This window comes from Pseudomonas folii, from assembly GCF_014357575.1.
Taxonomy (GTDB): domain Bacteria; phylum Pseudomonadota; class Gammaproteobacteria; order Pseudomonadales; family Pseudomonadaceae; genus Aquipseudomonas; species Aquipseudomonas folii.
Map to the genome: position 1 here is coordinate 21062 of NZ_JACONW010000061.1, position 11906 is coordinate 32967.

Sequence of the window (11906 nt, forward strand, 5' to 3'; positions counted from 1 at the left end):
ACTGGTCGGGCGCATTGCCCGTGCGAGAGCCCCATGATCGACCTCAGTGTCTGGAACCTTACCCTGCCCATTGAAACACCGGCCCTCACCGTGACAACCGCACGTGTCAGCAGCCTCAACAGTCCATACTTCAAAGTCAGCAGCAACGGTATTGTGATGTGGGCACCGGTGACCGGCTCGCACTCCGGCACCAGCGACTACCCTCGCACGGAGTTGCGCGAAACCCTTTCCAACGGCAACGCCCTGAACTGGCTGTATAACAGCGGCACCAATACCATGGTCGGCGCACTAATGGTCAATCAGGTGCCGTCGACGGGCAAAATTGTAGTGGCGCAAATCCACGCCAAAAACGCCCCGACGCCCTTGCTGAAGATGGTCTATCGCTACACCGCCAAGGGCGGATTCGTGGATCTGGAATATCGCGTCAAGCCAGCCGACGAAAAAAGCCCGGTGATGTACAGCACCCCCATGCCCATGAACAAGGCCTTCACTTACTCGATTCAGATGGCGCCCACTGGCAAACTCACCGTGATGATCAATAACGTGGCGGCGCAGACCACTCTCAACCCTGCCTGGTATGGCTACGCCTTTTACTTCAAGGCCGGGGTGTACACCCTGGACAACGTCGGCTATCCCACTGAAGGCGGGAAAGTCACCTACACCAATCTTTCCACCAGCCACGTCGTGAAGAAGTAACAACCCGCAAGACGGCAGTCGCTGTGGACCGTTGTAAATCACGCCATTCGTTTTCAGGATGGCGTGAACCTCGCATCACTTCTCGTCGCCAGCCTCGACATCCAGCGCTTCACCAATCGCATAAAAATGCCCGCCCGCGATGTAGTGCAAACTGCGCCACGCCGGGTCGGCCGTTTCAAAGTTCCAGTGCCCGTCCTTGAACACTCGCGTATCCGCCCAGGCACCCATGACTTCGCCGATGAACAGGTCATAGGTCGACTGATTGTGAGCCTCGGGTATCAGGCGGCACGCCAGCCACGCGGAACAGCCTGCCACGAAGGGCAGATCATGACCGGGTATGCGGAACAGCTCCACGCCTGAACGATGCAGTTTGTCTGCTTCGTTAAACAGACTGCGGGTACCCACCTCGTGGGTGAGTTGCAACTGCGCCGCCGTTGGCACCTGAATCACAAATAACCCGCTGTGCTCGACCAGCTCTCGGGTCTTGGCGATTTTATCGAGCACCACAGTGAGCTTGGCGGGCATGAAATCCAGCGCGCAGGCCCAGGCAGCGGCCATGACATTGTCGACCCCGTCGTGCCGGGCCGAGACCAGCACCGTCGGGCCATGGTTGAGCAAACGATAGGCCTTGGCCGGGTCCACCGGAGCAATAAATTCGTTCACAAAAATACCTCTCAAGACTTGGCGAGCGTGCCGACGAACGACTTGATTCGCAAACACGCGCGCGCCAGTTGATCATCACTTACGGTAAATGAAAGCCGCACAAAACCCTGGGCAGGTTCACCAAAGGCGGCTGCATCGAGCACCGACACACCCGCCTCTCGAAACAGTCGCCAGGCGAAGTCCAGGGAGCTTAGTCCGGTGCCGCGCACATCCAGCAGGACGAACATCCCAGCATCCGGGCTGCGCACTTCTATACCCGGACAGTCGCTCAATCCGGCCACCACCAGATCGCGCCTGCGCTGATAGATATCGAGCATGCCTGACGTCACTTCATCATGAGCAAGCACCGCCGCCATCGCGCCCGCCATGACGAAGCCGGGCAACCCGTAAAGCATGCTCAACGACAGGTTTTCTGCGTGCCTGACCAACTGCGCATCGGCAATGATCCAGCCGACCCGCCAACCGGTCATGGCATGGGATTTGGACAAACTGCCGACGATCACGCAGCGCTCGGCCATACCCGGCAAGCTGGCCAGGCTGACGTGCTCTCGTTCGTAGCAAAGACTCTCGTAAACCTCATCAACGACCACCCACAGATCATGGGCGATGGCCAGTTCGGCAATCCCTTGCAGCTCCTCGGCTCTGAGCACTACGCCAGTCGGGTTGTTCGGGTTGGAGAGGAAAATAGCGCGGGTACGCGGAGTGATGGCAGCGCTGATACGGCTGATGTCTGGACGAAAACCAGCATCGGCGTCACAACTTACACGCATCAGCGTCGCGCCGCTTGCCCTGAGCGTGGCCTCATAGGTCACGTACATCGGGTCCAACGCCAAAACCTCATCACCGGCTTGCAACAGACACAGGGCGCTCGCGAACAAAGCATTCTGCGCACCGGCCAGGGTGATCACATTGGCCGCCTCTACCGGCCGGCCCAGGCGCGTGGCATAACGCTCGGCGATGGCTTCCCGTAACGCAGGCCTTCCGGGGATCTCGGTGTAATGGGTATCCCCTGCTCTCAGTGCGCCGACCGCCGCTTCGGTAATGAAATCCGGGGTAGCGAAGTCAGGATCGCCAATGCTGAGGATAATGACATCTTCCCCTCGACAATAAGCCTGCCAGGCGGCGAAGTGAATGTCCCAGGCGGCTGCGCCCTGCCCGGCTATCCGTTCGACAAAAGGGGAAAAGCGCATACAACGGCCTCTCGAATACGAGTAAAAAAACGCCACCATAACGCGACGTTCTTTTAAAAGGCCAGTTTGAGGTCTAACCCACCATTAATGATTGGGGCAAAAAAAGATCCGTAGGAGCTGCCGAAGGCTGCGATCGCGGTGCATCAGGAAAAATGCGCTCGCAGCCTTCGGCAGCGCCTACATGAGGCGTTCATACCGCTGCCCTTTCCAGCCAATCAAGCCTTGGCAATCTCCGGCGCCAGCATCCACTCGGCGCTGTCATTCCAGACGTCCATGCGAGTGATCTTGCCGTCGCGCACTTCAAAGCGGTCCAGATAACGATTGTCGGAAAAGCTGCTGCCATCCGGCCATTCGCCGTACAGCGTGCCGTTGGAATACACCACGGTGTGATCGCCGCGATCCATCCAGTCGAAATTGCCCAGCGCTTTTTTGACCCAGCCATAGCGCGAGCCGTTGAACGCAGTAATGTCCTGCGGGGTGGGCATGACGCGACCGCCTGTGAAGGTGATCTTAACGTCTTCACTCATGAAGGTTGCGGCCCGAACCGGATCCGGGGCCATGGACGCCTCTAGGAAATTGCTAACAATCTGCACATCGTTATTGGTTTCTGACATTCCTGAATCTCCTGACTCACGGGTTAAGTAAATTACCTGAACGCCTCTACATGGTGCGAGCCGCCTTAATTTGGCGCGTAAAGCTGGGCTAGACCGCTCGAAACAGACGTTCTATGGGCCACCACGACTGGCATCCTACTTGCTAGCAATAAATATGCAACTGCTAGCAATCAGGAGAACACACTATGGCCATCCGGCTTCCAAACCTGCAACGTCTGCTGTTTCCCGTGGCTGCGGCAGTCACGCTCAATATGGCTATGTTCGGTGGCGCGCAAGCCGCGGAGCCGCCGATCAAGGTGGGTCTGGTGGCGGCCCTTTCAGGTCAGTCAGCCAAATCCGGCGAAGCCCTGACCCGTGGCCTGACCATGGCTATCAATGAAGTCAACGCCAAGGGCGGCGTATTGGGTCGTCAACTGGAGCTGGTGCGTCGCGACGACGAAAGCAATCCGTCCAAAGGCATGCTGGCGGCCAGAGAGCTGGTCCAGCGGGAGAAAGTCACCGTACTGTTCGGTGGCCTCGATACGCCGGTATCTCTGGCAATTGTGCCGCTGGCCAATCAGATGAAAGTGCCGTTCATGGGCATCTGGGCAGCCGGTACGAAGATCACCGAAAACGGCGCTGCCGATAACTACGTATTCCGGGTTTCGGCAGTCGACGAGCTGGTAGACGAAGCCTTGGTGAAATACGGCGTCGATAACGGGATGAAAAAGCCCGGCATGATCCTTATCAACAACCCGTGGGGCGAGTCCAACGAAGCTGGCTTCAAGCGCGCCCTGGAAAAACGCGGCCTGGCCAACGCCGGTGTTGAACGTATTCAGGACAGCGACCTGGACGTGGTGCCGCAACTGACCCGCCTGAAAAACGCCGGGGCCGATACCTTGTTGATGGTGGGTAACGTCGGCCCTTCGGCGCAAGTGGTCAAATCACTGGATCGCATGGGCTGGGACGTGCCGGTGGTTTCCCACTGGGGCCCGGCCGGTGGTCGATTTGGTGAACTGGCTGGCCCTAATGCCTCCCGCGTGCACTTCATCCAGACCTATGTGTTCACCGAGAACAACAGCCCCAAGGGCGATGCACTGCTCACCGCATTGAAAACCGCTTATCCGCAAATCAAAACCCTGGCTGACGTAACGCCTGCGGTGGGCATCGCCAATGCCTATGACGCGCTGCATCTGGCTGCGCTGGCTATCGAGAAAGCCGGCAGCACGGACGGTAAGGCCGTGCGTGACGGTTTCTACGCCATCAGTGAATACGACGGTCTGATCAAGCACTACAAGCAGCCGTTCACTGTGCAGAAACACGATGCGCTGGGGCCGGACGACTATCTGTTCACGCACTTCGTCAATGACCAGATCGTACCGTTGAAGCCTTAAGGAGCCGCCATGTTCACCGCCGCCATCGTTACCGGCCTCGGCCTGGGCAGCATGTACGCGCTACTGGCGTTAGGTTTTCACCTGACCTACGTCGTCTCGCGCACCGTCAATTTTGCTCAGGGCAGCGCCATGATGGTCGGCGCGGTGCTGGGTTACACCTTCTGCATCACCTGGGGCTGGTCGTTGTGGCTGGCCCTGCCTCTTACGTTGATCCTCTGCGCGCTGTATGGCCTGGTGATCGAGCGTTGGCTGGTGCGACCGTTCCACAGCCGCGGCTCACAGGCCTGGCTGATGGCGACGGTGGCGGGTGGCATTCTGGTGGACAACCTGGCGCTGTTCACTTTCGGCAAGGAGCCTCGTCAGTTCGAAAGCAGTCTGGTCAATCTCAATGTCGAGCTGTTTGGCAGCAGCGTCGGTGCATTGCAGTTGCTGATTCCTCTGGCGGGGGCAGCCATTGCCCTCGCGCTGTATCTGGTGCGGCGCTACACCCGACTGGGCAAGGTCCTGGAGGCCTGCGTGCAAAATCCGCGCGCGGCAATGCTGATGGGGATCAACGTCAATCGAGTGGTGGCGATCGCATTCGCTGTTTCCACTGTATTCGCAGCAGTGGCAGGTTTGTTGATTGCGCCGCTGTTCAGCGTCAACGCCGAGATGGGCATGTTGTTTGGACTGAAAGCGTTCGCTGTGGCGATTCTGGGCGGCATCGGCAGCGCCGGTGGCGTGTTTGCGGCCGGACTGTTGTTCGGTCTGACTGAAGCCTTGATCACCCTGTATTTCGGCTCCGCCTTCACCCAGATATTTACGTTCGCTCTGGTCATTCTTGCCTTGGCGATTCGTCCCGATGGCCTGTTCGGCAGCAAGGCTCTGGTGAAAGTATGAGAGATATCAAAAACTTCGCAGCTCCGGTATTCATCGCCTTGCTCGCGGTGGTGTGCGGCGTCATGGCCTTCACACTGGACAGCTATTCCCTGTTGGTCTTTACCCTTTGCGCCCTGGCGGCAGTGGTGGGTATCGGCCTGAATATCCTGATTGGCCTGAGCGGGCAAATCTCCTTCGGCCACATCGCGTTCTACGCCATTGGTGCGTACGTGTCGGCACTGCTGACCATGGCCGGTTGGCCGCTATGGCTGGCGTTGCCCCTGGCGGGCATCGTGGCAGGTTTGGTCGGCGCACTGCTGGCGATTCCGGCACTGCGGGTCAGCGGCCCTTATCTGGCGATGATCACCATTGCCTTTGCGTTCGTGGTGCATCACAGCCTGATCGAATGGCGTGACGTGACCGGTGGCTCCAATGGCTTGATGGGCATTCCGCTGCCTGAGTTTGCCGGTCTCGATCCCGCCATACTGCTCGCCCTGCTGGCGGGCGCGTTGATGATTGGCGCGCTGCTGTTCTATCAGCGCCTGAGTCACAGCACCTGGGGCAAGGCCATGCGTGCCGTGAAAGCCTCTGAAATCGCCGCACGTTCGCTGGGGTTCAATCCGGTCCTGAGCAAAACCCTGGCCTTCGCCCTTTCAGCCGCCTTGACCGGGCTGGCAGGCGGTCTGCTTGCGCCCCTGCTGATGTTCATCAACCCTGAATCCTTTCCGTTTTCGCAGTCAATCCTGTTTGTCCTGGCGGTGATCGTCGGTGGCAGTGGCATGCTGTTTGGCCCGTTGATTGGTGCCTTGCTGATCGTGCTGGTGCCGGAACTACTGTCGGATTTCGCCGAATACCGTCTGCTGATTTTCTCGGTGCTTCTGTTGCTGGTGTTGTGGGTCGCGCCGAACGGCCTGCTGGGCGCCCTTGCCCGTCGCTGGATCAAACCGACCCGCCTGTTGCCGCCCACCATGATAAACACCCAGCGCATTGCCGCGCATTTGCAAAGCCGTGGCCCGTCCACCGGTTTGCGCGTGACCGATATCGGCATTCGCTTCGGCGGCGTGCAGGCGGCGCAACACGTCAGCCTGCATGCGCCTGCCGGGAGCATCACCAGCATCATTGGCCCCAATGGCGCGGGTAAAACCACGGTGCTGAACATGATCAGCGGGTTCTATACACCGGACAGCGGCCAGATCGAACTGCAACAACCACTGGCCGGTTTGCCTGCCTGGAAAAGCGCCCGCGCCGGTATCGCCCGCACCTATCAAACCACCCTGCTGTTCGGCGAGATGTCGGTGCTGGATAACCTGTTGGTGGCCATGCAGAAAGGTCGTCTTGGTCTGCCTTTCAGCCTGTCGACCACTGAGCAACGCAGTCTCGCCTTGGACTTGCTGGCGCTGGTGGGCTATCGCGGTGAGGTAAACATTGCCGCCGAGGACTTACCCCACGTTGATCGGCGTCTGGTAGAGATCGCCCGGGCACTGGCGACCGCGCCTGCGGTGCTGTTGCTGGATGAACCCGCAGCAGGCCTGAGCCGTCGCGACACGGACGACCTGGCAGTGCTGCTGCGCAAACTGGCGGACTTTGGCCTGACGGTGATTCTGGTCGAGCACGACATGTCGCTGGTGATGTCAGTGTCCGAACACTTGCTGGTGCTGGACGCGGGCAAGCCCATCGCGTCCGGGCCGCCTGCCGAGATTCGTCAGAACCAACAGGTAATCGCCGCGTATCTGGGTGGCACCGACTATCAGGCAACACCACGTGATAAAGCCTGGGACGGCAGCCGGGATGCGCGCCTGTACGTCAAGGATCTGATCATCGACTACGGCGCTGCGGCAGTGGTCAATAAAGTCAATTTGCTGGTCAATCCCGGCGAGCTGGTGGCGATTCTGGGTGCCAACGGTGCGGGCAAATCCAGCATCCTGCAATGCCTGGCAGGCCTGCATCGGGCCACCGACGGCAGCATCCTGCTGGACAACGAAAGCATTGAACAGGCCAGCGCCAGCAGCATCGCGGGCAAAGGTCTGGCCTTGGTGCCGGAAGGTCGTCAGGTGTTCCCGTACCTCAGCGTGCGCGACAACCTGTTGCTGGGCGGCTATTCCCGACGCGAAGCATTTGACGCCGAGGCTGAAGTCGAGGCGATCCTGAAACGCTTCCCGCGTTTGCGCGACCGCATCGACAACCCGGCAGGCATGCTGTCCGGTGGTGAACAACAGATGGTCGCGGTCGGTCGCGGGCTGATGGCCAAACCGAAAATCCTGTTGCTGGACGAGCCGTCTCTGGGCCTGTCACCGGCCATGATCGGCGAACTGTACGACGCACTGGCCGCCCTGCGCGATGAAGGCGTCACGATCCTGCTGGTGGACCAAATGGCCAACCTCGCGCTGCAGGTCGCCGACCGGGCTTATGTGCTGGAAACCGGCTGCATCATCAAATCCGCCAGCGCCGCCGAGTTGCGTGACGACAAGGAACTGGCGGCGGCTTATCTGGGTGAAAGCGCCGAAAGTGGCCAGGAGGTCAACGCTTGAACACTCTAAAAATCATCAATGCGCGGCTGGACGATTCCAACGTAAATTCCGACACCGCGCTGTACGTGGAAAACGGCTATTACGTTGAGGCTTTCAGCCCTTCAGTCACTGAATGGGCAACCCTTGATCTACAAGGCCGGTTGTTGATGCCAGGCCTGATCGAAACCCACATCCATCTGGACAAAGCCTGCATCATGCAGCGCTGCCATTTGCACGAAGGCACCCTTGCCGAGGCGGTGGCCCAGACCCGTGCTGCCAAAGCCGAGTTCACTGAAGACGACGTGTACCGACGCGGTGCGTTGGTGCTGGATAAGGCGATCCTGCAAGGCACCACCCACATGCGCACCCATGTGGAGCTTGATCCGCAAATCGGTCTGACCGGCTTTAATGCCATTCGCCGCTTGCAGGCTGACTACGCCTGGGCGATCAGCCTGGAAATCTGTGTCTTTCCTCAGGAAGGCCTGCTGAACAATCCCGGAACAGAAGACTTGTTGTGCGAAGCGCTGGAGAATGGCGCGACGGTGCTGGGCGGTTGCCCTTACATGGACAGCGATCCCGATGGGCAGATCCAGCGTCTGTTCGACCTGGCGGTGAAATACGACTGCGATCTGGACCTGCACCTGGATTTCGATCTGAATCCGGAAGGCATGACGGTCATGGAGGTCGCGCGCTGCACGCAGCTGCATGGCTGGGCCGGACGCGTGACCATCGGCCATGTGACCAAGCTGTCGACACTGCCCAAAGAGCAAATGACCGTGCTGGGTCTGCACCTGGCCAAGGTCGGCGTGCAGGTGACCTGTCTGCCCTCTACCGATCTGTTTCTGATGGGCCGCGCGTCGTTTCACAACAAGCCCCGTGGACTCGCGCCGCTGGAGCATCTGCATGCCTGCGGCGTGACATGCTCGGTGTCCACCAACAACATTGGTAACCCGTTTACGCCCTATGGCGACGCCTCGTTGATCCGCCAGGCCAACCTGTTCGCCAACGTCAGTCAGATGGGCACCGTGCCGCAGTTGCTGCAATGCCTGGCATGGGTGTCCAGCGAATCAGCGCGTATGCTGCGGTTGACTGATTACGGCGTGGTACCCGGCTGTCGCGCCGATTTCATCGTCTTTGACGCCCCCTCGCCTGCGGCGGTTATTGCCGAAATCAGCGCGCCATTGATGGGCTTCAAGGGGGGGCGACAGACGTTTAGCCGGCCGGTAGGGAAGCTGTTGAGGCCGGACGCATAACATCTGCTGCAAACGGGGTATATGAAAGATTCTATGTTTGCCCACAAGCTCAAGGGTCGACGGCGTTTGGTTGGAGCGAGGCTTGCCCGCGAATAAGATAACGCGGCATGTCTGACATGCCGCGTCGACTGATTCGCGGGCAAGCCTCGCTCCAACCATGTGCCACGCGGGTCGTAGGACCGGCTTTAGCCGGGAGGACGTCCGGATAGTCGCTAAATTTTCTTCGACAGAAACAATGCTCTCCCGGCTAAAGCCGGTCCTACGGATTTATGGGTTGCTACCCTCTCAATCACTCAACGCCTGCCGCAGGTTGAATTCCTCCGGCGCGCTTTCCTCCAGAGCAAGCTGCCCTTCCAGCTCGTTCAGGTGTTCAAGCATGACCGCCACGGCGCGCTCGTTATTGCCGTTTTCAAGCGCGGTGATGATTTCCTGATGTTCGTCCGATGCGCAGGACGGCACATCGTTACGCTGATACAGCGCCACAATCAGCGAGCTGCGCACCATCAGGTTGGCGAGGATGTCACTCAGTACGGTGTTGCCGCTGATCTCGCCGAGCATCAAGTGAAACTCGCTCAACTCCCGCACGATGGCACGGCGGTCCGTGTCGTTGGTGGCCTTGCGCTCATTGTTCATGTGCGTCGCAATCCGCTGACGCTGCTTGCGCATGATTGCCGGGGTGATGCCTTCGACGATCGCCCGCTCGATGGCGCGACGAGCGCTGAAAATATCCCGGGCTTCCTTGGCAGTAGGCTGGGCAACCATGGCGCCGCGGTTGGCCTCGATGGTCACCACCTTCTGCATCGCCAGACGCTGCAACGCGACCTGCACATGGTTGCGGTTGGCTTGCAGGGTTTCCACAATTTGCGCTTCGATCAGTCGCGTGCCCGGTGGCAGACGATGTTGGGCGATAGCCTTGAACAACGCATCGACGATACGTTGCACCTCAAGCTGTTTGGCAGTGACAGTGCTCAGGCCCATCCTTTCCTCTATTTTTCAAAACGCTTGGTGCCAGCGCAGCAGGGCTGCCAGTGACGAGCAATCGGCGGCATTATCCGCCAGCCGCCGGGCACCGGCAAACCCTGCGTGCAATGGCCCTGGCGATCAGTTTGGCTGACCCAGCGCGAGGCCTTCGCCACGCGGATCATGCATGGCGCTGCGACGCCCTGTTTCATCAATCGCGATGATCCCTGCATGGCCGGTCATGGGGCTGCGTGCCGGGATGATTTCCACTTCATGGCCCAGCGCGGCAAGCCCCTCGACGGTCGCAGCACCCATATCACCTTCCAGTTTCAGGTTGTCGGTGCTGTCGAAGAAGCTGCGCCCCAGCAGGAAACGCGGCGTCTCCAGCGCCAGATCGATCGGCTGCTGATAGTCGACCAATTGCGTGGCCAAAACCATTTGCGTCTGCGGCTGACCGTCGCCGCCCTGGGTTCCGAAGAACCACCGACGACCGTCGTCGGCCAGGTAGCAGGACGGATTCAAGGTATGCGCCGGACGCTTGCCTGGTGCCCAGCCATTGACGTGGGTGGGATCGGCGTTGAAACCGGCAGCACGGTTCTGCCACAACACACCGGTATCTCCAAGGATGCAGCCCGAGCCAAAATCGTGAAACAGGCTCTGGATCAGACACGCGGTTCGCCCCTGAGCATCGGTTGCAGCCATCCAGATGGTATCGGCAGGTCGGCCTGGTTCATTCCAGGGTGCCGCACGCTGATCGTCGATGGCCCCGGCGTAAGCCTTGATTTGTGCGTCCTCCAGGCTGGCGGCGTAATCCCATGCTGTGCTCAACGGATCGCACAGCTGCGCATTACGCCGCAACAACCCCTGCTTAATGGCTTCCACCAGATAGTGGTAATACTGCGCGCTGCCGTTGTCCACGTGCGCCAATGGCTTGTGTTGCAGTGCGGCCATCGCCTGCAAGGTGTAGAGCCCCTGACATGGCGGCGCCACGTTATAGAGTCGACCCTGACGATAACGCACCGAAATCGGCGCAACTTCAGGCGCCCGGGTGGCCGCCAGATCCGCCGCCGTCAGGCCACAACCAAGCCGGTCAAACGCCGCACCGAATGCCTCGGCCAGCTCCCCTCGATAGAAGTCCTCGACGCCATGTCTCGCCAGATGACGCAGGGTATTGGCCAGCTCCGGCTGACGCAGTGTGTCGCCCTCACCCATCCAGCGGCCGTCGATCTTGCACAGGCGATGCAGGTCCGGTAGCTGCTCGATGAGGGGTTGCCGCAACGCCTGCCAGAACAATTGTGATTGTGAAATAAGCGTGCCTTGATCCGCCATCACGGCAGCGTCATCGAGCAAGTCGCTCCACCCCAGCTTCGAACCCCATTCATGGCGACTGATATTCGCTGCGGTCTGCCAGCTGGCCAACGCGCCTGCGGTGCTTGCCACCGAGGCCGGACCACGCACGGTGATCTTTGCGCCCTGAGGCATATGCTGACCGGCCCGACCGATCCCCACGATGGTGCGCACCTTGCTGTCGTGGATCATCCATAGCGCATCGCCGCCCAGCCCGGTCATGTGCGGAAATACCGCCGCAAGCATCGCGCTGGCAGCCAGCATTGCATCAATAGCCGTGCCCCCGGCATCGAGAATACGCATCCCGGCGGCGCTGGCTTCGGCATGAGGCGTACAAATCACGGCACGAGTTGAGGTAGCGATCATGATCAAAGGCTCTCTATTTTTTGCTAGCTATCAATAGTTTTATTGTTAGCAAAGCAAGAAATGTGCCTTGGGTATTGCT

The 11906-nt window shown here is 59.7% G+C and carries 9 protein-coding genes and 1 pseudogene; 5 read left to right on the forward strand and 5 right to left on the reverse strand.

Annotation, left to right across the window (positions count from 1 at the left end):
- Positions 1-33 precede the first annotated feature (33 nt).
- A complete protein-coding gene (locus H8S59_RS14220; protein ID WP_187521824.1) occupies positions 34-696 on the forward strand; it encodes a polysaccharide lyase family 7 protein in 663 nt (220 codons plus the stop codon).
- Between the two features lie 75 nt (positions 697-771).
- Here the strand turns inward: H8S59_RS14220 and H8S59_RS14225 are convergent, their stop codons facing one another.
- The 3 genes and pseudogenes from H8S59_RS14225 to H8S59_RS14235 form a co-directional block, all read right to left on the reverse strand.
- Positions 772-1359: a flavin reductase gene (locus H8S59_RS14225; protein ID WP_187521825.1), complete on the reverse strand. Its 588-nt coding sequence runs from the start codon at positions 1357-1359 to the stop codon at positions 772-774.
- 23 nt (positions 1360-1382) lie between these two features.
- A pseudogene (locus tag H8S59_RS14230) lies at positions 1383-2549 on the reverse strand (pyridoxal phosphate-dependent aminotransferase); the annotation flags it as partial.
- A gap of 215 nt (positions 2550-2764) precedes the next feature.
- Entirely contained in the window at positions 2765-3163 is a 399-nt protein-coding gene (locus H8S59_RS14235) for a nuclear transport factor 2 family protein (protein ID WP_187521827.1), read from the reverse strand.
- A 185-nt stretch (positions 3164-3348) separates the two neighbouring features.
- On the opposite strand from H8S59_RS14235, the gene H8S59_RS14240 reads away from it, so the two are divergent.
- The 4 genes from H8S59_RS14240 to H8S59_RS14255 are packed head-to-tail and all read left to right on the forward strand — an operon-like array spanning position 3349 to position 9154.
- Positions 3349-4536, forward strand: a complete 1188-nt coding sequence (locus tag H8S59_RS14240) for an ABC transporter substrate-binding protein (protein WP_187521828.1) — start codon at positions 3349-3351, stop codon at positions 4534-4536.
- Between the two features lie 9 nt (positions 4537-4545).
- Positions 4546-5415, forward strand: coding sequence for a branched-chain amino acid ABC transporter permease (locus tag H8S59_RS14245; protein ID WP_187521829.1), 870 nt, complete (start codon positions 4546-4548; stop codon positions 5413-5415).
- Entirely contained in the window at positions 5412-7922 is a 2511-nt protein-coding gene (locus H8S59_RS14250; RefSeq protein ID WP_187521830.1) for a branched-chain amino acid ABC transporter ATP-binding protein/permease, read from the forward strand. The genes H8S59_RS14245 and H8S59_RS14250 overlap by 4 nt, the downstream gene beginning before the upstream one ends.
- Complete coding sequence (locus H8S59_RS14255) at positions 7919-9154, forward strand: amidohydrolase family protein (protein ID WP_187521831.1); 1236 nt, start codon at positions 7919-7921, stop codon at positions 9152-9154. Before H8S59_RS14250 ends, H8S59_RS14255 begins: the two co-directional genes overlap by 4 nt.
- 285 nt (positions 9155-9439) lie before the next feature.
- Here the strand turns inward: H8S59_RS14255 and H8S59_RS14260 are convergent, their stop codons facing one another.
- Entirely contained in the window at positions 9440-10132 is a 693-nt protein-coding gene (locus H8S59_RS14260; protein ID WP_187521832.1) for a GntR family transcriptional regulator, read from the reverse strand.
- A 123-nt stretch (positions 10133-10255) separates the two neighbouring features.
- The gene (locus H8S59_RS14265) at positions 10256-11827 is read right to left on the reverse strand and encodes a gamma-glutamyltransferase family protein (RefSeq protein WP_187521833.1); all 1572 of its coding nucleotides are present in this window, start codon (positions 11825-11827) and stop codon (positions 10256-10258) included.
- Positions 11828-11906 lie beyond the last annotated feature (79 nt).

Excerpts from the sequence above, each read along its gene's own strand:
- H8S59_RS14250 (WP_187521830.1), top strand. The coding sequence starts at position 5,412 with ATGAGAGATATCAAAAACTTCGCAGCTCCGGTATTCATCGCCTTGCTC.
- H8S59_RS14265 (WP_187521833.1), bottom strand. The coding sequence starts at position 11,827 with ATGATCGCTACCTCAACTCGTGCCGTGATTTGTACGCCTCATGCCGAA.
- H8S59_RS14260 (WP_187521832.1), bottom strand. The coding sequence starts at position 10,132 with ATGGGCCTGAGCACTGTCACTGCCAAACAGCTTGAGGTGCAACGTATC.
- H8S59_RS14240 (WP_187521828.1), top strand. The coding sequence starts at position 3,349 with ATGGCCATCCGGCTTCCAAACCTGCAACGTCTGCTGTTTCCCGTGGCT.
- H8S59_RS14235 (WP_187521827.1), bottom strand. The coding sequence starts at position 3,163 with ATGTCAGAAACCAATAACGATGTGCAGATTGTTAGCAATTTCCTAGAG.
- H8S59_RS14220 (WP_187521824.1), top strand. The coding sequence starts at position 34 with ATGATCGACCTCAGTGTCTGGAACCTTACCCTGCCCATTGAAACACCG.
- H8S59_RS14245 (WP_187521829.1), top strand. The coding sequence starts at position 4,546 with ATGTTCACCGCCGCCATCGTTACCGGCCTCGGCCTGGGCAGCATGTAC.